Here is a 21,557-nt window from a genome sequence, read left to right on the forward strand (position 1 = left end):
TGCGAAAACATTTATTCAGAATTTGATCTTATGGTCATGTATGTAGTAGCGAAATTGGAATATCCACTGATCCAAGAAAAAGAGCTACAAGAAAATCATTTGTTGCTTCGGTTTCGTACACCAGCGAATCCAAAAATTGCAGAACGTAAACCCTTGGTTATTGGGCTTGCAGTGGATAAGAGTTGGTCCATGAAGGGTGAAAAAATGGAATCAGTGATTGATGCTTCTTGTGCTTTAGTCAACTGGTTAACAAGACATGATGCCGTAACCATCATTGCTTATTCGGCCGATGTTCAATTAATCCAACCAGTCACTCAACTAACAGAAAAGATTTCTGTTACGGATAAAATTAGAAATATTCAAGTAGCCACTTCTACAAACTTAAGCGGAGGATGGCTCTCTGCCTTAAAAAGTGTAAATCAATCTAAGATTCCAAATGCTTATAAACGAGTTTTATTGTTAACCGATGGAAATCCAACATCTGGTATTAAAGAAAAAGAAGCATTAGTAAAAATAGCATCGGATCATTTAGCAATGGGAATTACTACGACAACCATTGGTGTGGGTAATGATTTTAATGAAGAGATATTAGTGGAAATAGCGAAAGCCGGTGGCGGAAATTTTCATTATATAGACAATCCAGAAAACGCTTCCGATATTTTCTTTGATGAATTTGGTGACATTGGGGCATTGTATGCACAAGCCATTGATGTGGAGTTACAATTTGCTCCTGGTGTTCGTCTGAAACAAGTTTTGTCAGAAACTTCTCATCAGATATTGGAAGAATTCGATGAATTTCTCGGTGATGCCAAAACTATATCCAGGCAAAAAATCAATCTACAGTTAGGTGATTTAAGAGCCGATGACATTCGTAATTTAGTTTTGCGACTTGAAATTGATGATCGCGTAAATCAAACAGATTCCCCTTTTTGTGAATTGAACCTAACTTACTATAATTTATTGCAACAGAATGCCTTAGAGTCTGTAAAAGATTCATTTCATTTTCCTAAAGGAAATAATAAAGGGAAACAAGATCCTGATGTTTTAGTGGAAATATTGGTAGCTAATGCGACCACAGGAATGAAGGAAATTTCCGATTTTATCAAACGCGGTCATGTGGAAGACGCCAAAGCATTATTATTCGGACTGATTCAAGATATCAAAAATAATTTACACTTTGCACCAAATGCATTGGGTTCTCTACTTAATCGTCTCCAGGTTTTGGATACAAAAATTACAACTAAATCAGATGATTTATCCAAACATCTTTTTATGAATTCACAGATTATGATGAAAGGTCCGGAAAAGTTGGATTTAAAAGATGTGGTTGTCCATGATGAAATTTTGGAATACAAAGCCAATGGTGATATCGATTTGTATAAATGCCCTGAGATTAAACTTTTTATGGAACAAAAAATCTCGGAAGGGTTTCGATATGTAATTTTCGATTTTTCAAAAACATCGCATATTGATTCTTCGGCGATTGGAATGGTGATTCAGATTGTTGGTTGGCTTCGGAGAAGAGGCGGTGAACTAGTGGTTGCAAACATTCATGACTCGGTAAAAAAAATTTTCGAAATCACTCGGTTGTACAACCACATCCGTGTTGCTGAAAATGTTTCCTCTGCTAATGAAATTTTAAAGAGGATTATTTATGCGAACGAAGGAGATAAAAACAAATAGTTGGCTTAAGCCAACCAACGTTTTGCTTCTTCGATTGCTTCTTTTAAATCACCTACCAAAGCCGGAGCAATGGCGATACCTTTTTGAGTGGGTTTGAGTTCTCCGTTGGGATCTGTATACCAAACTCGAATATTAAAAAAAGTTTGGCCTTTGTATTCGGAGATTTCTACACGGATGACTTCCCCGCGACCTTTGTCGATGTCTCGAATGATTCCTGTTTTTGCCATTTTAGTACGTCTCTACAAAAAGTTGTTCTTTTTCCTCTAGGTGTTTTTTGAATTCGTCGTAAGAAAGATCAGTTCCGCAAGCAGAAATAATTTCTTGTATGACTCCTTTTTCCATTCCCTTTGGACCGCCACAAATATAAAACTTACCGTTTCCATTGACAGCATTTTTAATAGACTGTGCATTTTCTTTTGCTCGATGAGTAATGTACATCTTTCCACCGTCGAAGGAATTTTTCTCCTCTCGGCTAATTGCTGTTATGAAATGAAAGTTGGAATGGTTTTTCGCCATATCTTCAAAATAATCGCGAAGAACTATTTCGTCAGAATAAGGTGCTCCATAGATTAACCATACATTTCCCTGGAATGAAATTAATTTTTGGACAAGGAGTTCTTCCACCATTCCAAAAAAAGGACTGATTCCTGTTCCTGTTGCAAAAAAGAAAATATCACCTGAAAAGTCGGTTTGTGGGAGTAAGAATTTTTTACCTGCGGGACCAGTCATTGTGACTGTGTCACCTGGCTTTAAGTCGCAAAGATAATTGGAACATACGCCTTTATGAAGTAGATTCCCATTTTCGTCGTAGACATTGTCTCTTTTTACTACGAATTCAATATTGTCCTTTGTTTGACCAAAACTAAAGGATGGTGAAGCGATGGAATACAAACGAACCGTATAGGACGGGTCAGCCAATCCTTTCGCTTCTTTTTCTGGATCAACACCGGGGGGAATGATACCAGCACTTTGTCCGATCATGTAAGGATAAGTATTATGGTCGATAGCAATGGTGATTCGGTGTACTGCAGAATCGCCCTCTTTCATTGGGCGTTTTCCCTTGCCTGGTTCGGGAGTCAAACGGGTATTCGCCAAAACTTGGGCTTGTAGGGGATTGGATTTTTTAAACAAATTGATTTGAGGGGTAAGCAAAGTCGTCCTCGTAACAGGTGGTTTTTGGTCAAGTTTGGCATTCCGATCGTTCGGGAAAAGGAGAAGTTGGAGTTTCCATTTTTCCTCCTCGGAATTATGTCTCTTCTTGACTCCTTTTTTGGAGTTTTTAAACTTTAGTCATTCCGGCCCTCCCGCCGATCTTAAAGACAACCGGGAAAACAATTTGCATGAGATCCACTGAAGCACAAGAAAAGAAACAGTCACCAGTTCCCAATACCGTACTTCATCAAAAATTGGAGACCTTCACCAATACAATGCTCCAATCTATGCAAACCAAAGTAAAAGAAGAAAAAACTTGGGCCGTTCTCTCCATGACGGGAGAAATTTTAGCTTATGGGAATCGACTTCCTCAAGTAGACCGTAATTCCGATTCTTTATTTTCTATCTAATTTTCGAGGTCTTATGTTAAGATTCGGCATTCCATTTTTTATACTCCAACTGACAATAGTTAGTTTATTTTTAGTTTCAGTTACTCGTACAGTTTCTGCAGAACCGTATGGAATGGCTGGTTGTGGTCTTGGGTCTATGGTTTCCGTCTGGAAAAATGATATCGGGCAAGTATTGGCTGCGACAACAAATGTTAGTTTATCATCTCAAACATTTGGAATTACTTCGGGAACTTCTAACTGTACTACGGATGGAATTGTTCGTGCTGACCGAGCTCAAGAAGTATTTGTGACTTATAATGAAGAACCTTTGGAATTAGAAACCACTCGGGGTACCGGTGAAAGAATTCGAGCCATAGCTTCTTTGTTAGGTTGCCCTACTCATAGTTATGAGTTAGGAAAATTGATGAAAGAAAAACATTCTTATATTTTTGAACCCACAAAAGATGAAGAGTCTAAAGTTCGCTCCAAAATTATTTTATCTCGACTAAAAGCAAAAATCGCAGAAAATCCCGAACTGAAACAGGCTTGTATCTATTAGAATTAGTCTCGAATGACTCGGGATATTTCTGAATTATAACGATGAGCAGCTTCTGTTTGGTTCAGATAGCCATAAGCTCCTAATTCAAAGAGAAAAGCCGCTGTAATTCCGTAACCACCATCTGAAGTGGAATCACATCCTTTTTTTCCTGCGGGATGGATTTTCCAATCACGAGGGTTTAAAAATTGAAAATTTTCCGGACAAATTACGTGCCCATAATTTTTGCCGTCCGCATGTCTTGCTTCGTGTAACAGTACTAAGACCCGATCCAATCGATTCAAACTAAAGAACGCGCGACCCAGTAATACTTCACCATCTTGGTACATTGCGATGTAATCACCGGTGGAACCGTATGAATATTTGTTGATTCGTGATTGTATCCAACGAGAAAGTTTTTTCCCGGAAAAACTAAATTTAAAAATGGATTCAAACTGAGAGAGGCGATTGTAAGTAGATTTGTCGATTTTGATTCGTTTTGGTTCTAACGATTCCAAATAGGAAAAAGATTCTTTTAAAACTTTGATTTGTTTTACGTTTAACTTGGATTCATCGGAGTACAATTTCGTGCTAAAAACACAATAAAGAACAAGTATTGCAAAAATTGTTTTAACAGAATAAAGTTCAGAAAGTGGCTTGGAGTCCACCATAGTAAAACCTGGGCCGAATAGGATTGTAAGTAAGCTCGTATTGGTCCAGGACGTTGTCTACTCCTAAAAACAGAGACATCCTTCCTTCAAAGAATTTTTTCTCCATTCTAACATTGAGTAAGGTGAAAGGTTTTCCATAGACAACTTTGTTATTTTCTTCTACACTCTTCGTTTGTTGGTCAATCAGGGCAGTGCTTGATCCAGCCGTGAAGTCGTTTGTTGTACTATAAAACGGCCGTTTGTCTAAACGTTTGGCACGAAGAGCAAATTCCCAGCCACCCGGTGCGTTTACAAAAAAGTTCATTGTTCCTTGGTGGAGGGCTCTTCCTTCTAGGGGTCTATCGGTCGTTAGGTCTCTTGTATCGGTTTGGTTGTAACCTAATTCCAGTGCAAAGTATTTTAGAAATCGAACCCTGGATCCTGCTTCTACCCCTCTTGTATAAGCACGTTGTACGTTCTTTAATTGGAAGTTTGCAAATTCACTAGTCCTTGTTCCAAAACTATATTGGATGAGATCTGTGATGTCATTTCGGAAGACACTGAGGGAAAGGGTCCAAAATTTATAAGGAGTGTATTCGATGTCCGCGTTAACGGTGGTTGACTTTTCAGGTCTCAGTTTATCATTCCCATCGACAACATAACCAACCCCAGGATTCTCAAAACGTAAGTATAATTCTCTAAAAGAAGGTGGTCTAAAACCTTTACCATAACTAGCGCGAAAGACAAGATCACTCGTGATATCAACTTTTGTTGCGATTTTGGGAGTGGTTTGACCGCCAAACTGTGAGTCCACATCGTGACGAACGCCTGGAACGAGTCGCCAAACAAACCCTTGGCGCCAAATAATCCATTCATCTTGAATAAAGGCTGCCCTTCTAGTTCGATAAGCATTTCTTCTTTGTAATCGATCCGATTGTAATTCTTCCGAATAAGACTCGACCCCGGCAGTCACCATGTGGTCTTTATTGATTTCGTGATCAATTTGAGCTACACCTTGGGAAGAAAATTCGTTTGTGAATTCTTTTACATCCAGCTCATTTGAATTTCGTTGGTCCAATTTATAATGATTTTCCCAACGAGAAAAATTTCCACGTAAGGAAACCATATTACGTTTTCCGTATGTGTATTCTAGTGCACCTAATCCAAGAAAATCGTTTGTTAAGTTAGTTCTATCAAAAACACCGCCATTAGATCTAGAGTCAATTCCAGCCTGGTTGCGATTTAGATAATTAATTCCGGTTTTTACTTTAAACTGACCGTCAGGATTGAAGGTCATGTTTCCACCCACGTTGGCATCTTGGAATGCGTTTCCAGTGGTTGCAGGAGTTTTGGGATCTAAGTCATAAGCAGCAGATTGATTGAAGCCACCAAAAAAATTGGAAGCGACAAAATCATTTTTGAAACCTACATCGGCGATCATATTCTTTTCGCCTTGGCTTCCGAAATTGGTTTGCCTTCCATTTCCATAGGAAGTTCGGAACTGGTAATGTTCTGGTTTTTCAGCTTGTTTAGTGATGATATTGATCACACCACCAATGGCATCGGCTCCATATAATGAAGAGGAACTTCCTTTTACGATTTCAATTCGCTCAATGTTCTGAACTTTAAATCGTGTTAGGTCTATAGTGTTGTTTAGTCGTCCAGCGACCCGTTGTCCATCTACTAGAAATAAAACGTATTTTGAATCCAACCCTAACATTTGAACCTGAGATCCCCCAAAAAAAGGAGTTACGTTGATTCCCAGTTGTGTATCAAGCACCTCACCTAAGTTACGTGCTCCAGTTTGTTCAATTCGTTTGCGAGAAATCACTTCTGTAGCAACAGCTGAATCTTTGAGTCTTCGTTCCCCACGAGAACCTGTGACTACAATCCCATTTTTATTATCTAAATCTTTAAAACGGTCTTCTTCCTGTGGATTCTCTTCTTTATTTCCTTCTTGGGGTGTGGTTGTAATAGAAGTTGGAGTTTCTCCGTTTTGAGGATTCGGATTGGTTGTATCCGTTTCTACAGGAGTTGAAGGAGCCGTTGGTGTTTTTTCAACGGTTTTAGTATTCTTTCCGTTTTCACGTGGTTTGCTTTGAGAATGAACTTCTCCAATAAACAATAAAAAAAGACAAAGGATTGGCAAAAGGAACGGATTAAATAAATACATTAGGGAAGTTTTTTCCATCGGATGGTCGGATAACCAGAAGTTCCCGCATCACTATAATAGTTTTCAATATGGACTGCATAAATAGAAGAACCCGTTCCAGAACGAATCAGGTAGATATCTGACTTCGGTGTTAAATTTCCAATTGTATAATTATACCATTCAGTCATTAGAGCGTTTCCGACATAAACGGCACCTGCTCCGCCGATTCCTTGTGTGGTAGAAGCGCTGTCTATGGTGAAGGAATTACATCCTTGGCTTGCGGCAGAAGTAGAACTAGCAACTCCAAAATCTGTAGTATTACTTTTACAGGCTCCACCAAGACCCGAACGATTGGTTTCCCCTGAATTGGTTGCCACCTTATATCGGTTAAATGCAATATCCCAGGTTAACTTATCTTTTTCAGATAAGGGAATTTGTTTATTTCCTTCAAAATAGAAATAAATATAAAAATCTAAATTACTGGCGTTGATGCGTGTGAGGTAACTCCCGTCAGCTTGTAAACGGGAGAAAACAATTTTGTCAAGTGCATTGGGATTTCCAGCATTGATTGCATTGACAATCAATTGGTTGACTAAAATTTCTTGGTCCGTCAGGGCTTTTTCCTGACGGGCACAAAAAAAGAATCCGACTGCAATTAGACAAATATAAATCCTTCGCATACTTTAAAAATGAATCAGCCTATTCTATTTTGTAAGTAATCTCTGCAGATTGTCCATTGCGTGGTATTGCATAGATTAAAATATATACACCAGATTGATTGTTTGGTGCAGTGATATCGATAGTTCCTACTCCATCGAGTTTGTAGGCATTCTCAAAAGAATTATCAACAGCGAGATTTCCACCAGTTGTTAACGTTTTGATTACTTTTGTTGCATCGAGTGGGCAGGATCCAGAACCGTAAACAATCACTTCTGACTTTCCAGTTAAAGTAAATTTTACAGCACCTGTACTTGCATATTTTAATACGGCAGTTGGATGACCAGCAACAGGAACACTGCTTGTTTTAGAAATGGTGCCAGAACCAACTCCAGAAGTTGTTGTCCAAGTATTGAGTGATTTACCGGCGGCGGCAACAGAACAATCACCAGCCATATTAAAAAGGGAGCCAACAGCCACTAAAGTAAGAAGGTCTTTGTCGTTATTTTCTTTTTTTTCGCACTGAAGGGAAAGTCCAGCCACCAAACTCAAAAGGATTAATAATTTTGTCTTATTTTGAAGGGATTTCATAGAACCTCGGTCATTTTTATCCAGGCTTAAAGACTGGTAATGAGAATCAAATTCATTTTATTAAATAGCTGATTTTTTTAATTTCACTGACAGAATCATGACAGATTCGATCGGTACCGGCAAAGTTTAGGAGATTTTCGCATTCCCAACTTCCGCCTTGATTCAATATCACTTACAAATGGATCCTAGAAAAAATCAATTGTAAGGAAAAGGATTTTTCGTCTACTATGCCAAGGTCATGTCACTCAAACAAATCACCATCTATGTAGAAGAGTTTGATCATGATTTTTATAATCGCATACTACGGGACATAACGAATATAGAATCTTGTAATGTTCATAGTTTCCATTCTATATTGGACATTAAACCCGGATCTATTAAGGAATCAGCAGTCTTTCTATTTTGGAATGATCCTAAAGTTTTAGAAAAGCAGAAGTTTATTTTTGAAGAGTTTCCTGAATCACCATATATTTTGCTTTCGATTGACTCTCTAACTCCCAATGAATTGGCAAAAGCTGCTCATCCTACATACTTGCACCTCTCAGAGAAAACGTATTCTGTCGGCATCCTAGATTTAGTACTCAATTTTGCTGAGCGATTGATTGAAGATATGAATCGATCCATCGCATTTGATGAAATTAGAGAAAAGGTAATCGTCCTTCAAAATGTTTTCGAAGAGTCACTAGATGTTTTGATGCAGATTGATCCGAATACAAAACAGATCATCAATGCGAATAAACAAGCTGTAGTTGTATTGGAATACCCTTTAGAAGAAATCATTGGTAAAGAGTTTTCCTTTTTTATGCCACCTGTGGAAGTCGATGAAGATGAAGAATTTCAAGGGAACCTAATTGAAAGCACTGCACTGAGAACTAAGTCTGGACATTTGATTCCTACGGAGTCCTCTTTTCGTTTGTTTCCGGTAAATGGAAAAATGGCAATTTGGGCAACCTTTCGCGACATTACGGAAAGGAAACGATCCCAAGAACAGGTAAAAAATCAAAAAGCATTTTATGAGTTTATTTTAGATAACCTAGACTCTGATATTGCTGTGTTAAATTCAAATTTTCAATACGAATATACTAACCCAGTTTTTTTATCGAATAAAGAAATTCGAAAATGGTTATATAAAAAAACAGATTTAGAGTTAGCGGAAAAATTAGATTTGCCTACTGATTTCCATGAAAAACGCAAAAAATATTTAGAAATTGCGGCAAAAGAAAACCAAATCGTAGAATTTGAAGAACTTATACAGGATAGTAGCGATAAAATAACCTATTTATTAAGAAAATACATTCCCATTGATGATACAGAAACCAAGCAAAAACGGTTTATTAGTTTTGGGGTGGATATTACAGAAAGAAAACTATCAGAAGAAAGAATTACTTACTTAGCTTATTATGATGCACTCACTGGTCTTTCTAATAGGACATTGTTTATCGATCATGCAAACCAAGCTTTAAAGAATCATAAATCAACAGAAACCTTACTTGCATTTTACTTTTTTGATATTGATAACTTTAAATTCATCAATGATAGTTTGGGGCACACTAAGGGAGATATCCTTTTGCAAATGGTTGGGGCAAGACTCAAACGTGTTATGACGGAAGTGGACACAGTTGCACGATTTGGTGGTGATGAGTTTGCTATTTTAAAAGTAGATGTAGCAAATAAAAGTGCGGCAGCTGAGTTTGCACAAAAAATTCTCGATATCCTTAGCCAACCATTTCATATCATGGGACGTGACCTTTTTACAACGATTAGTATGGGTATAGCTCTTTCTCCTAATGATGGAGTTTCTTCCTCTGAACTTTTAAAGAATTCCGACATGGCTATGTACAAAGCAAAGGAACTAGGTAGAAATAATTATAAATTTTATACTAACGAACTAATCCTTCGTTCAGAAAAAAGATTATACATTGAAAATTCTCTTAGAAAAGCCATTCAGAACGATGAATTGTTGCTTTTTTTCCAACCAAAGATTTCTACTCTTACAAATCAAGTTTGTGGAGCTGAGGCACTCATACGTTGGAAACATCCAGAAAGAGGATGGGTTCCTCCTGTAGAATTCATTCCTGTTGCTGAAGACTCAGGCATCATTGAAAGGATCGGTGATTGGGTTTTAGAAGAGGCTTGCCGACTTAAAAAACAATGGAAGGAACAAAATCTTCCAGCATTCCCGGTTAGTATTAATGTAAGCGGCAAGCAACTAGCGCGAGCTAGCTGGTCACATCGTGTTCAGTCTACCATTCTACAATACAATATTGATCCTGAAGAAATTGAACTGGAATTAACAGAAAGTTCCATTATGGAAAATCCAGAAAAAAGTATCGAGGCATTCGAGTATTTGTCTGGGCTTGGAATCAAAGTTTCCATTGATGATTTTGGGACAGGTTATAGTTCATTGAGTTATCTTAAAAAAATTAATGCAGATGTTCTCAAAATCGACAGATCGTTTGTGATCGATTTGGAATTGAATGAAGATGATAGAGCCATTTGTAAGGCTATTATTAATATGGCTCATTCATTAGGTATGGAAGTGATTGCAGAAGGAGTTGAAAATACAGCTCAAAGAGATTTACTTCACGATTTAGGCTGTCATATGATCCAAGGATACCTTTATAGCAAACCACTAGCGGCTGACGAATTTGTTGTTTTTCTTAGAAAATTTAACGAATCTGCTAAAGCAAAATAGCCGAATTAAATATTGATGATACGATTTTTGTCTTTATTGATTCTTATTTTATCTTTTGTACCTGCCGTTCCTGCCGAATCTCGTGAGGTCAAAAAAAAACCTCCCACAAAGGTTACCTCTTCCAATTACTTTGTAAAAAAAGAGGAAAAGAATTTTTCGTTATTAATGGAAGCAAGACGTTTTGGAAGAGGCGAAGTCATTTTCCTACGATTGACCCCAAAAGATAAAAAATGGATTAATGAATCTTACAAAGTTAGTTGGCTTGGAAAGGATGTGATCCTTACAAAATGGGAAAAGAGTATGGTTGCTTTTTTACCGATCTCTCCAGATACACCTGCGGGTGCTATGACCCTTGAAATCGTATCAAAAATCTTTTTTGTTAAACGTGGCCAAAAACAATATCAAATTATTTTAGAACCAACTAAATTCCAAGTAATCAAAAAAAACCAACAAATCAAAGTGGATGAGAAATTCGTTACCAAAGAACTTCCCAAAGAAACTTTGGATTTTATTCAAGAATGTAAAACTGCAAAAGAAGCCGCTTTTTCTAAACAAAGCCGTTTACAATTTAATGGGAATTTTAAAAATCCATTAGAAAAAATCTTCATAACAAGCAAATTTTATGTTAGGCGAGACTATAATAACAAACAAGGCCGGCCACATGGTGGTGTGGACTTTCGTGGAAAAACAGGTACACCTGTTTATGCCATTCAAGATGGTGTTGTCGTATTAGCACGAAAAGCTTACTATGAAGGAAATTTTACAATCGTTGACCACGGTAATAAAATATTTTCATTTTATATGCATCAAGATGAAATTAAAGTTAAGGTTGGCGACGTTGTAAAACAAGGTCAAGAAATTGGAACTATAGGTTCTACTGGGATGTCAACGGGTCCTCACCTCCATCTGGGTGCTAAGGTAAATGACGTTTTGGTAGATCCACTTTCCTTAATTGCTTTGCAATCGATTCCCGAATCGAATTGAAGATAAAAATTCACGAATACCCTGTTCGTGAATTTCTCCTTTTTCCAAATTTTCAGTTATATGTAAAAGAAGTTTATCGTGATTTGGTGTATCGACAAGGATAAATCCTGTCTTCGCATAACGGGGTCGTAGTAGGTCATAGAAAGTCCAAAATTTAGAAGTGAGAATAAAAGGTTCCAATTCTTTTTGTTGGATTTCTTGTATATCTTCAATGTCTCCTTTGCTGACTTGTATTTTTAAAAATTCCGAAAATTCGGCCACAGCTTGATTTTCTTGAAAACCAAGATAGTCAGGAAAATAGAAAATTCGAACAAAAGGGTAACGTTCTGCATCGTGATCACTGAATGCAAGAAGTCCCGCAATTTGACCTGCCCCTGTTTTATTTTCCATTGTTAAGTCTTCAGGTTTGAAAAAGTAAAATCCTTCAGGAAGTGTGAATCCAAACTGCAATTCCTCATTCCAATATTGATTGTTATCTGTAATTTCCCAATGATTTAGATCCTTTTCTTCTATTTGGTATTTGTTTTTGAAAAGAAGATATGCAGATAAAACTTCTGCCCCTTGCAATGCTTTAAAAGCAATCAATGCATTACTTGCGATAAGACAGGCTGCCAAGAGTAGTCGTGCATATTCAGCGAGGTGTAATACACGAATGAGAAAAGCAATGGCTACGAGCAAAAATAAAAATACAGTCCCCGCCTCAAATACCAAAACTTCAGCAAGCCAAAGTGCAAAGATAAAAACAAGAACAACACCTAACTCAATAAAAGGATGAAACGTTTCTACCCAATAACGTTGGATAATATATAAACTAACGTAGGTGATGAACAAACCTACAACTAGGGATACAATACAGAGTGCAAAGATATAGTGCCAGGGCAGGTGAGATTCATGGTAAATGAAAAACGGAATGGCAATGATGGAGTAGAGTATGAGTAAATTTCTTGGGGTTTTGGGAGCCAAAAATTTGGCAAAGAAACCACTTGCATGATTTTTGATTTTAGATAGTATTTGCAACATGTCGGCGATTACAGACTTCTTTCAAAAAATCCAAAACCAAATTTTAGAAATCCAAACTACCATCAACCAGATCAAAACCAGTTGGGAGAATTTTCAAAAGTTTTGGGATTTATTTTTTACTTTAGTCCCTTGGGAAGTTCTCCTTCTACTGATCTTTTCTGTCATCCTCCTTTCCATTTTCAATTCAGTTTCTCCTAAAACTCCCAAGGCCAACCTTACCTTAGCCATTTTGTTGCTTTCTGCACTTTGGATCTATTTCTGGGGTTTGTTTTCGAAAGAAGTTTCTTACGGAAGAGTGGTCCTTGTTTCCCTCTATATCCTTTTTCCTCTACATGCATTCGGCCTCATTCAGTGGATCTATAGCCTTGGAAAAAAAATCTATTGGAAAAAAAGAAGAATCGCACCGATTCAATGGGACTCTGCCCTACATCAACTTTCTTTGGATTACCATCAGTTGGTAGGGAAAGCCCATTTGTATCATGGAAAAATTGAAGAAAATCGGAGCGGTTTGTTAGAAGAAATGGAACGTTTGGAACAGTCTATCCAAGGAATCAAGTCTTTACTTTTGAAAGAACAAGTGGCAGGGATCAGAAATCTAGAAGAAAACTAAGTTTCTGCCGGTTAGACGAAGACGAATCAATCTAGAACCCAGATAAGAATATTCAGGCTAGCTAGTGAGTACCAGTAAAACCTAAAGTTAAAAGAAATAAAAACAATAAAAAACTTAGATTGGTTCCGTTCATCACTAAAGAAATCATCGAAATGATATAAAAGGAAATTTCCTTTTTCCTTCTATAAGTAATCATAAAAAAAATCCAACCCAATCGGAAAAGGGAAAGTAAAGCTAAAAAAACAATTCCGTATAAAAGAAAAAGATTCACTTTTTTAGCGAAATAAATAACTAAACTCGCTAAGGAAAGAAGCCATAGAAAAAAATCGAGAAATAGGATGTTCATATTTAATTTCAAAACCTCTCAAGAGTTATCTCATTCATTTCGTTCGGATCGATAGAACAAGTGAATCCTTACTTTCCTACAACTTTTGGATAAAAACCAAGAGCACTTTGAACATCATGATCATGAGCCGGAATGATTTGTAATGTTGGATTGTTTTGAATTAAATCATTAACACGAGCGATCTCTTCACCAAGACTTTTTGTGTCAAAATCAACAATCCATCTTGCCCCTCTTGGTTTGTGTTTTTTTTCTTTAAAACCGTCCCTTCGCCAAACTATATCACCAGTGAGAAAGAAGGTATCTCCATTTGCTGTATGTAGAAATAAACCCACCGACCCTTCACTATGCCCTTTCATAGGAACAAAAACTACTGTTCCATCACCATACCAATCTAAACTCTTCGCATAAGATGCATAAGGTTTATTTTTGAACTCCAAATAACTCCAATTCACAGAATCCCCATCAAACTGAGAAGGAATGTATCCTAATTCTATTTTAGGGTGGTTCAACTCATCTGGTAAACTGTGAATTTTTGCTGTAGGAAAATCTTTTAATCCACTTGCATGATCCCAATGAAGATGGGAAAAAAATACATCTTGAATGGAATTTGGGACAACACCATTGGAATCCAATTGTTCGTATGCTGTTAGCATTGGTTTGTAATCCATTAAAAGTTTTAAATACAAAGGAAAAACTTGAAACTGTTCTTTTACTTTGGATCCGAGCCCCGTATCAAATAAAAAATTTCCTTTTGGATGTTGGATATAAAAAGCGGAATGGGCTACCGTGACTGTTTTGAATACAGACCCACCTTCAATGACAAATCCTTCTAAGGTTTTGGCTTCTCCTGTTTTTAGAATCGAAAAAACCAAATTTGATTTTCCCATCGGCTTTGGAATGAGAGAAGAAATTATTTTTTCTTCAGCGGAGTAGGAAAGAATTTCTTCCTTCGGATATCCAAGGAAATATAGAAAAAAAATAATTATAGAAGGTACGCTGATTGATAAAATTATTTTTGTTTTGGATGAAAGTCTCATTTTAATTTTCCTATCTAAGTTTAGTTTGGTTTGAAAAGTAATTCAGCAGTTTTTGCGGCCACACGTAGCGGCTCTGGTGATTTTTGTAGTTTAGCAAGTAACAAAGCTCCTTCCCATAATGAGAGTAACGATAGAGAAAGATTTTTTGCGATGCGTGGGGTATATCCCTTTCCTACAAGATATGTTTCAAATGTTTTTAACCAGAGTGAATATATCTGTTTGCATGTTTCTGAAACAGAATGATTCGACTTTGCCGTTTCCATTGCTGTGATTGCTATGGGACATCCTTTTTTGTAATCACTGGAAACAATTCGTTCTTCCAGAGCATGAAACACCTGTTTAATGGCCTGAATCGGAGATTCTGTTTCGGAGAGGACTGATTGGAAAAACAAATTCAATTGATCGCCAGAATGGAGAAGTGCAAGGTTAGTGAGTTCATCTTTTCCACCGGGAAAGTGGAAGTAGAGAGAACCTTTCGGTGTATCTGTTTCTTTCCCAAGCTCCATAAGCCCTGTTGCTTCATACCCAGTTTCTTCCAAGAGTCCAGACATGACTTCGATCATTTTCTGTTTGGTTTCTAAACCTTTTTTACCCACAAACCCATCGGTTCAAAAAATAATAGACCGGTCAACATAAAAAATTTTCATGGGAAAGGTCCTCTGAAATTTCAATGTTTGGGAGGAAGAGGTAGGAAAACCGAAATTTGGTCGCAGAGATTGACTCTAACGTTTTTCTAACGGAATAAATCTCATTGTTTTTTTAAGACTTCGCCGATAAACTTAGTAGTACGGATTTCGGGACGAAGTATGATCAATAAGAAGCCATCGCTTACAGGAAGACAAAAGGCCGCCATCTTTTTGGTTGCGGTTGGAAACGAAGTGGCCTCCGAAATCTTCAAACATTTGCGGGAAGACGAGATCGAACAGATTACGTTCGAAATTGCTCGTTTAGATAAAATCACTCCGGAAGACAAAGAAAAGGTGCTTGTTGAGTTCAATGAACTCATGATGGCCCAAGAATTTATCACCAATGGTGGTATCGACTTTGCCCGTGGCCTTCTCGAAAAAGCTCTCGGTAATCAGAAAGCCATCGATATCATCAATCGACTCACTTCGTCACTGCAAGTAAGGCCATTCGACTTTATTCGTAGAACAGACCCGGCCCACCTTCTAAACTTTATCCAAGGGGAACATCCGCAGACCATCGCTCTTATTCTTTCTTATTTGGATCCGCAAAAAGCATCCAACATCCTTTCCAACTTACCGCATCAAATTCAAGCGGAAGTGGCCAAACGAATTGCAACGATGGACCGTGTATCACCGGACGTACTTCGCGAGGTAGAACGGGTGTTAGAACGTAAACTCTCCACTCTTGCTTCTGAGGATTATACCTCTGCTGGGGGTATTGATTCTGTGGTCGAAATTCTAAACCTTGTCGACCGGGGAACAGAAAAAACCATTATTGAAGCTTTGGAAGAAGAAGACCCAGAACTTGCAGAAGAGATCAAAAAACGGATGTTCGTATTCGAAGATATCGTTTTACTTGATGACCGAGCCATTCAAAAGGTAATGCGTGAAGTGGATAACACGGATTTGGCGAAAGCACTTAAGTCTGTGGATTCTGAAGTACAAGATAAAATCTTTAAAAACATGTCGAAACGTGCCGCGAACTTACTTCGTGAGGATATGGACTTTATGGGTCCTGTTCGTTTGAAAGACGTGGAAGATGCACAGCAGAAGATTGTAAACATCATTCGTAAACTGGAAGAAGCGGGCGAGATCGTTGTGGCTCGTGCGGGAGAAGACGAACTTGTGGTGTAAACCACAGGTTCCTTTCCGTTTAGTAGCACTTGTTGATCATTTTAATCTAAACTTTTTTTAAGTCTCTTTATTTCGTTTGCTGAATTTTCCCCATTTTGGTGGAAATTCAATGAGAGCATCTTTTGGAGAAATTTCGCCACGTTCTAATTTTTGATTTAGAGTGATGAGCTTATGAAGATTTCCCATAGAAAAAGAAAACTCAGTAATATCAAAATCATCTAATCTCACTTTTGCGTTACTGCAAAATAGTTTTAATTCGGAGAGAATTAATGTGACCCTTGCGTTGGCATAACGAGCCACTATCTCTTCAAATTCTTCTTCGTTAAAAAATTCTTTTTCCAAGTCGTAATCAAATTCTTGGCGGATGAGATCGATGAGTGACAGTCCCAATTCTTTGGAGACCAAAACCACATAATCAAACTTGGACCGGATCCAATCTTCGGTTTCCAGGAGTTCCACAGCAGAGCGAGGAATATTTAATTTTTCTGATAGTTCAATTCTTGTGAGTTTTCGTCGTTCGCGGTAGTTTCTGAAGTGATTTACTTTTTCCATGTTTTAAAAAAAATTCTAAAATTCCGTTAATAACGGTCTGAAATGGCCCAAAAAACGTTTTGAACGTTCTGAAGGAATAAGATTCGCATGGATAGGTTTGACTTGCAGAGGGAATGAACCGTTAGGCTCAAATTACGCTAAATTTCCTTTCTGGAGTCCACCACCGGGGTTAGCCTAGGTGGTGTACTCGTTTTTTCCAGCCTTTTCTTATTTCCCCGTTTGATTTCTTTATTTTTCCGTGTTTTGTGATGAGAAGAACTACGACTTACAGGTATTTCCCTGAATTGACTTGGAAGAAGCCAGTTTTCTTTTTAGAGGGAACCATAAAAATTTCTTTCTAATCAGAAAGAATGTCTACGATGGAATCCGTTAGAAAGGAAACCATTGATGAAGAAAACCCAAACATTTAGAATTAGTTTATTCTTAATTTGTTTTACACTTTATTTTACCAACTGTGCCACAGTGGAACCACCCAACCGTTTGCGTAAGGTGATTGATTTACAAGGCCATCGCGGGGCACGAGGATTAAAACCAGAGAATACTTGGCCAGCGTTTGAGGAAGCAATCAAATATAAAATGGTAACGTTGGAACTTGATACGGTTCTTACCAAAGACAAACGGGTGGTCATCCACCATGATTCCGATACAAATCCGGTGATTTGCCAAAATGCAGATGGCACAGAGATAAAAAAAACTTCACTTTATGAACTTACCTTAGCTGAATTACAATCTTATGATTGCGGATCAAAAAAGAATCCAAACTTTCCAAAACAAGTTCCTGTGCCCGGTACCAAACTTCTTTCCTTAGAAGAGTTTTTCGAAAAGGTAAAACTTGCGGAAAAAAAATCTAAAGAAGTTTACGAGTTCAATATTGAAACAAAATTTCCAGACGATGGTTCCGCACCCGATAGTTTAGTAAAAGAACATACTGAAAAACTCATTCAAATCATTGAGAAGTATAAAGTAGTGGAAAAGTCCACCATCCAATCCTTTGACCTTCGCACTCTAGTAGTTTCGAAAGCAAAGAATCCAAAAATTAAAACTAGTGCTTTATTTGTTCCAACCTACTTTCAAGGTTTTTTAATGACGATTGGTTTTGGAAATGGGTATAGAGAAACAATTTTATCGGCGGCCAAAGAAAAACAGGCTGATATTATTTCTCCCTACTTTCTATATGTAACACCCAAATTTGTGAAAGAATCACATAACAAATCAATGTTGGTGATTCCTTGGACAGTCAATACAGAAAAAGAAGTGAGAAGACTTGTTTCTTGCGGGGTGGATGGTATTATTTCTGATTATCCAGATTTATTGGATAGCGTTGTTCGCAAAGAACCTTAGATTCCCCAAACTACCGTACAAAGGGAAGAATAGAGAGAGAGGTAATTCGTTGCCTCTTTTTCGATTCTGTAAATATCCACAATTCCAGAAGCGTTAGCAGCTTCGCTAATGCTGGCATCACCAGAAGTAAACAAAAAACCATATCGTTTGACGCAAGCCTTGCCTTTTTTTAAAGGAAGTTTTGGTAAGTTACGTTCTGATAAACCTAAAGAATAAGATGCATACAAAATACCTGTAGGCCCAAGCCCTTGTGGTTGTCCTAAATTAACACAATGTGTGATTGAGAGACAAATAAAAACAGCAACAGAAAATGCGAATGATCTCGGTATTAATTGGCAATTATTTTTCATTCGTTTCCTGATATTTCTACACAAAGGTTTGCATAGACACCTAAAATGGCAAAGGTGGTCCAATTGGTTTCTGTGACATTTTGGATTTTTGATCTCGACTTTAAAAATTCTAAGGAGGCATTTCCAAAAGAAAGAAGTCCAAGTACAGAGTGTACGCAAGATGTAGCTCTTCTTTTGGAAGATTCACCTGTTCCAAAAATTCCGATTTTTGTTTTTGTGTAGATTAAACCCCTAGGTCCAAAACCTGGTGAGGCACAATTTCCGAAAAACAAATTCGAGAACAAAACAAATAGTATAGATAGAATAAAATGCCGACTCAAAAAAAATCCTTATTTGTTTATGAGATCTTTATGTTTGTTTTTCATTTGAATGCATTTTTTTTCTGTATCAATTTGTTTCAAAAGAGTTTTTTTCACAGGAACTGGCAAACGCGGATGGTTACCAGTAAACTTTTTTAGAATGAGTAATGTTTCGTCAGTGCAAAAGTCTGGAGCTAAGCTTTTAGCAAAAGCATCTAAATAGTTTTCATCTTCTCCATTATTAAATTTGTCCAAAGCATCTAAATAAGAATCTAGGAAGGTGAGTTGGATGTCTTTTTGATATTCAGGAAACAAGGAATAGGAAACTACGCGAAGAGTAGAGGAGGAATACTGACTCGACTTCGGGTTGAGTAGGACTTGAATCCATTTTTCTTTTACAGAACGATTGGGTTCTGCTCCTTCTGCTGCCAAACTAGAATTGACTCCTCGACTAGATGGATCGGCTTTTTTCTCGCGTTCAATCAGATTTTGGATTTGGGTTCTATTCGATTCTAAGGAACTTAATTTGATGATGAGATTCCAGCGTAGGTCTTGGTCGATTTTTAAGCCGCCTATGGAGAGTTTGTTTTCTAAAAAGTCATACAATCTTTTTTTTGATGCAGCTGTATAAGTTGAGTCAATGAGTGAAACAAATAGGTATCTTTGTTCATCGCTTCCAGGCTTTGCTTTATTTAGTTCTTCCCATAAAAAATTTTGTAAATTATCCAAATCCTGAATCCGTTTTTCTTCAGGAAACCAGAACCTACTTGTAACATATGTGGAACCATTGTCTCCAGCCAATCGAGATAAAATCCAACGTTTGATTTTGATATCAGTCTCGGTTGGATATAAACGAACTGCTGCGTCTTTGAATTCATCAAATGTGATGTTTGCAAGTTGCACTTGTCTAAAATAATCAGTCCATAAAATGAGTTTTCTCATTGGATCTGTATCGAATTCTAAAACATATTCTAAGTTTTCTTTGTTTGGTTCCGTCCACTTCCAGATCGCAAAGTCATGGTCTTCGGCATTAATAAAACTGAAATTGGGGCAGGTTTTTAAAGGAAAAATGGCATTTGTAGAGCGGCCAGAATAAACAATAGGAAACTCTTCAAAGGACAATTGTTTGTTCGGTTTATCGAAAAAGTAGAGTCCTAAGATCGTTTTGTGATCTCGCAGTTTGTTTTCTGATCCAGGAGCAGATTGAACAATTTTCCAATAGAATTGGTTATCAGCGCAAATGGTTGTTAACTCTACTTGGTTGGTTCCTTTGGTTTCTAACCAATCTTTCGACCATTTTTTCATGGGGAATCCACTTGCAAATTCCAACTCTTTTAAAAAGTCAGAGAGTGTTGAGTTTGAATAAGAATATTTACGAAGGTAATTTTGAACACCTTGTCTAAATGCATCCTCTCCTATAAAATAAACCAATTGTTTGAGAACTGAAGCTCCTTTTCCGTAGGTGATTCCATCAAATTGAGTAAAGGCTTCTTCTGTATCGGAGACTTTCGCCTCTACAGGGTGATTCGTAATGTAACTATCTTCATCATAAGCCCATTGTTTCATTTTTTCAAAAAAACTGATCCAAGTTTCTTTGAATTCGGAATTTTTTGCCTGGGCTAAACTTGCCATGTAGGTCGCAAAACTTTCGTTAAGCCATAATCCGTTCCACCAACGCATGGTAACAAGATTTCCAAACCACATATGTGCCATTTCGTGCAAAACCACATCAGAAAGATTTTCTCTTTGGGATCTTGTCATTGGTGACCTTGAAACAAATCGCTCAGAAAAAGTGACTGCACCAACATTTTCCATTGCTCCGAAGTTAAACTCGGGAACAATAATTTGATCATATTTCAAAAATGGATAAGGAATTCCAAAATAAGAATTAAAAAAGGCAAATCCTTCTTTGGTAAAGGCAAACCAATCTTTAGGATCTACATATTTAGCGAGTGATTTTCTAACAAATAATCTTAGAGGGATGTTTTCATATTTATCTTCCCAAACTTTATACGGACCTGCATGGAGAGAAAAAACATAAGTGGAAATTTTTGCTGATTCAGGAAAGGAAAAAGTAATTTCGTCTGGATTCTGCCCTTTAGATTGTGAATTGGGAAGTGTTGTCGAAATAACCTTCCAATTTTTTGGCACTGTCACATTTAGTTTGAAAGTAGCTTTTAAATCAGGTTGATCAAAACAAGGGAACATTTTGTTCGCATGGAACGCTTCAAATTGTGAATATAAATATACTTCTTTATCATCTGGATCAGTGAACTTATGAAGACCGTTTCCAGTTTTTGCAAAAGGTGTTTCAAACAAAACAGTGAGAGTGTTATTTCCAATCATTAGATTGTTTGCTGGTAATTGGATATGACCATTTTCGTAAGGAAGATTAGTAAGATCTACGTCATTAAGAATGATATTTTTGATTTTTCCTTCATAATAATCCAATCGTAGGTCTCGGAGTTTTTTCCCAAAAAAACTAATTTTAACTTTTCCTTCAAAAGTTTCTTTCGGACTGAGATGGACATCTAACTCATAATGTATGTCCTCTAAAATTTCGAATCGAGTTTCTGCTTCGGATTGAGTTAGGTGATAGACTGGTTTTTTGAGACGGCAATCTAAAACTAAAAGAAAGACAAATAAGGAAAAAAATTGTAGAAATTGTTTCATAGAAGTTCTGTTTCTCCGTCT

At 37.2% G+C, this 21,557-nt stretch carries 22 protein-coding genes; 8 read left to right on the forward strand and 14 right to left on the reverse strand.

Annotated elements, in window-relative coordinates:
* The first annotated feature begins 30 nt into the window (after positions 1 to 30).
* Complete coding sequence (locus tag ND811_RS02330) at positions 31 to 1,683, forward strand: anti-sigma factor antagonist (protein ID WP_265350553.1); 1,653 nt, start codon at positions 31 to 33, stop codon at positions 1,681 to 1,683.
* Positions 1,684 to 1,688: 5 nt separating this feature from the next.
* On the opposite strand, the gene ND811_RS02335 is transcribed toward ND811_RS02330, so the two are convergent.
* Together ND811_RS02335 and ND811_RS02340 are read right to left on the reverse strand one after the other, a co-directional pair.
* Positions 1,689 to 1,910, reverse strand: a complete 222-nt coding sequence (locus tag ND811_RS02335; protein WP_265350552.1) for a transcriptional coactivator p15/PC4 family protein — start codon at positions 1,908 to 1,910, stop codon at positions 1,689 to 1,691.
* A 1-nt stretch (position 1,911) separates the two neighbouring features.
* Complete coding sequence (locus tag ND811_RS02340; RefSeq protein WP_265350551.1) at positions 1,912 to 2,835, reverse strand: FAD-binding oxidoreductase; 924 nt, start codon at positions 2,833 to 2,835, stop codon at positions 1,912 to 1,914.
* A gap of 188 nt (positions 2,836 to 3,023) precedes the next feature.
* Between ND811_RS02340 and ND811_RS02345 the strand changes: the two genes are divergently transcribed.
* The gene (locus ND811_RS02345; RefSeq protein WP_265350550.1) at positions 3,024 to 3,245 is read left to right on the forward strand and encodes a hypothetical protein; all 222 of its coding nucleotides are present in this window, start codon (positions 3,024 to 3,026) and stop codon (positions 3,243 to 3,245) included.
* A 13-nt stretch (positions 3,246 to 3,258) separates the two neighbouring features.
* Positions 3,259 to 3,783, forward strand: a complete 525-nt coding sequence (locus ND811_RS02350) for a DUF3015 domain-containing protein (RefSeq protein ID WP_265350549.1) — start codon at positions 3,259 to 3,261, stop codon at positions 3,781 to 3,783.
* Between the two features lie 2 nt (positions 3,784 to 3,785).
* Here ND811_RS02350 and ND811_RS02355 read toward each other — a convergent pair whose 3' ends face one another.
* From ND811_RS02355 to ND811_RS02370, 4 genes are read right to left on the reverse strand one after another with little or no spacing between them, the layout of a single operon-like run.
* Entirely contained in the window at positions 3,786 to 4,430 is a 645-nt protein-coding gene (locus ND811_RS02355; RefSeq protein ID WP_265350548.1) for a hypothetical protein, read from the reverse strand.
* Complete coding sequence (locus ND811_RS02360) at positions 4,405 to 6,582, reverse strand: TonB-dependent receptor plug domain-containing protein (protein WP_265350547.1); 2,178 nt, start codon at positions 6,580 to 6,582, stop codon at positions 4,405 to 4,407. Before ND811_RS02360 ends, ND811_RS02355 begins: the two co-directional genes overlap by 26 nt.
* Complete coding sequence (locus ND811_RS02365) at positions 6,582 to 7,241, reverse strand: HmuY family protein (protein ID WP_265350546.1); 660 nt, start codon at positions 7,239 to 7,241, stop codon at positions 6,582 to 6,584. The genes ND811_RS02360 and ND811_RS02365 overlap by 1 nt, the downstream gene beginning before the upstream one ends.
* 19 nt (positions 7,242 to 7,260) lie before the next feature.
* Positions 7,261 to 7,809 carry a hypothetical protein gene (locus ND811_RS02370; protein WP_265350545.1) on the reverse strand — a complete coding sequence of 183 codons (549 nt, stop codon included), beginning with the start codon at positions 7,807 to 7,809 and terminating at the stop codon, positions 7,261 to 7,263.
* A 238-nt stretch (positions 7,810 to 8,047) separates the two neighbouring features.
* On the opposite strand from ND811_RS02370, the gene ND811_RS02375 reads away from it, so the two are divergent.
* Together ND811_RS02375 and ND811_RS02380 are read left to right on the forward strand one after the other, a co-directional pair.
* A complete protein-coding gene (locus ND811_RS02375) occupies positions 8,048 to 10,504 on the forward strand; it encodes a sensor domain-containing protein (RefSeq protein WP_265350544.1) in 2,457 nt (818 codons plus the stop codon).
* Positions 10,505 to 10,519: 15 nt separating this feature from the next.
* Positions 10,520 to 11,488 carry a M23 family metallopeptidase gene (locus ND811_RS02380; protein ID WP_265350543.1) on the forward strand — a complete coding sequence of 323 codons (969 nt, stop codon included), beginning with the start codon at positions 10,520 to 10,522 and terminating at the stop codon, positions 11,486 to 11,488.
* On the opposite strand, the gene ND811_RS02385 is transcribed toward ND811_RS02380, so the two are convergent.
* On the reverse strand, positions 11,453 to 12,508 hold the full coding sequence (locus ND811_RS02385; protein ID WP_265350542.1) for a hypothetical protein: 1,056 nt from the start codon (positions 12,506 to 12,508) through the stop codon (positions 11,453 to 11,455). The two genes, ND811_RS02380 and ND811_RS02385, sit on opposite strands and share 36 nt — an antisense overlap.
* On the opposite strand from ND811_RS02385, the gene ND811_RS02390 reads away from it, so the two are divergent.
* The gene (locus ND811_RS02390) at positions 12,507 to 13,118 is read left to right on the forward strand and encodes a hypothetical protein (protein ID WP_265350541.1); all 612 of its coding nucleotides are present in this window, start codon (positions 12,507 to 12,509) and stop codon (positions 13,116 to 13,118) included. The two genes, ND811_RS02385 and ND811_RS02390, sit on opposite strands and share 2 nt — an antisense overlap.
* 61 nt (positions 13,119 to 13,179) lie before the next feature.
* Here the strand turns inward: ND811_RS02390 and ND811_RS02395 are convergent, their stop codons facing one another.
* From ND811_RS02395 to ND811_RS02405, 3 genes are all read right to left on the reverse strand, one after another.
* The gene (locus tag ND811_RS02395) at positions 13,180 to 13,464 is read right to left on the reverse strand and encodes a hypothetical protein (RefSeq protein ID WP_265350540.1); all 285 of its coding nucleotides are present in this window, start codon (positions 13,462 to 13,464) and stop codon (positions 13,180 to 13,182) included.
* A gap of 68 nt (positions 13,465 to 13,532) precedes the next feature.
* Positions 13,533 to 14,501, reverse strand: coding sequence for an MBL fold metallo-hydrolase (locus ND811_RS02400; protein WP_265350539.1), 969 nt, complete (start codon positions 14,499 to 14,501; stop codon positions 13,533 to 13,535).
* A 20-nt stretch (positions 14,502 to 14,521) separates the two neighbouring features.
* Positions 14,522 to 15,097: a TetR/AcrR family transcriptional regulator gene (locus ND811_RS02405; RefSeq protein ID WP_265350538.1), complete on the reverse strand. Its 576-nt coding sequence runs from the start codon at positions 15,095 to 15,097 to the stop codon at positions 14,522 to 14,524.
* A gap of 210 nt (positions 15,098 to 15,307) precedes the next feature.
* Here ND811_RS02405 and fliG point away from each other — a divergent pair, with 210 nt between their 5' ends.
* Positions 15,308 to 16,321 carry a flagellar motor switch protein FliG gene (gene fliG / locus ND811_RS02410; protein WP_004785217.1) on the forward strand — a complete coding sequence of 338 codons (1,014 nt, stop codon included), beginning with the start codon at positions 15,308 to 15,310 and terminating at the stop codon, positions 16,319 to 16,321.
* A gap of 57 nt (positions 16,322 to 16,378) precedes the next feature.
* On the opposite strand, the gene ND811_RS02415 is transcribed toward fliG, so the two are convergent.
* The gene (locus ND811_RS02415) at positions 16,379 to 16,873 is read right to left on the reverse strand and encodes a helix-turn-helix domain-containing protein (protein WP_265350537.1); all 495 of its coding nucleotides are present in this window, start codon (positions 16,871 to 16,873) and stop codon (positions 16,379 to 16,381) included.
* 387 nt (positions 16,874 to 17,260) lie between these two features.
* On the opposite strand from ND811_RS02415, the gene ND811_RS02420 reads away from it, so the two are divergent.
* The gene (locus ND811_RS02420; RefSeq protein ID WP_265350536.1) at positions 17,261 to 18,214 is read left to right on the forward strand and encodes a glycerophosphodiester phosphodiesterase; all 954 of its coding nucleotides are present in this window, start codon (positions 17,261 to 17,263) and stop codon (positions 18,212 to 18,214) included.
* Here ND811_RS02420 and ND811_RS02425 read toward each other — a convergent pair.
* The 3 genes from ND811_RS02425 to pepN are packed head-to-tail and all read right to left on the reverse strand — an operon-like array spanning position 18,211 to position 21,536.
* Positions 18,211 to 18,564 (reverse strand): TRL domain-containing protein, encoded by a 354-nt coding sequence (locus ND811_RS02425; protein WP_265350535.1) that lies wholly within the window; start codon positions 18,562 to 18,564, stop codon positions 18,211 to 18,213. The genes ND811_RS02420 and ND811_RS02425 overlap by 4 nt on opposite strands.
* Positions 18,561 to 18,884 (reverse strand): TRL-like family protein, encoded by a 324-nt coding sequence (locus ND811_RS02430; RefSeq protein WP_265350534.1) that lies wholly within the window; start codon positions 18,882 to 18,884, stop codon positions 18,561 to 18,563. Before ND811_RS02430 ends, ND811_RS02425 begins: the two co-directional genes overlap by 4 nt.
* Positions 18,885 to 18,893: 9 nt before the next feature.
* Positions 18,894 to 21,536 carry an aminopeptidase N gene (gene pepN, locus ND811_RS02435; protein ID WP_265350533.1) on the reverse strand — a complete coding sequence of 881 codons (2,643 nt, stop codon included), beginning with the start codon at positions 21,534 to 21,536 and terminating at the stop codon, positions 18,894 to 18,896.
* Positions 21,537 to 21,557: the final 21 nt, after the last annotated feature.

Source organism: Leptospira soteropolitanensis, assembly GCF_026151655.1.
Lineage (GTDB): Bacteria > Spirochaetota > Leptospiria > Leptospirales > Leptospiraceae > Leptospira_A > Leptospira_A soteropolitanensis.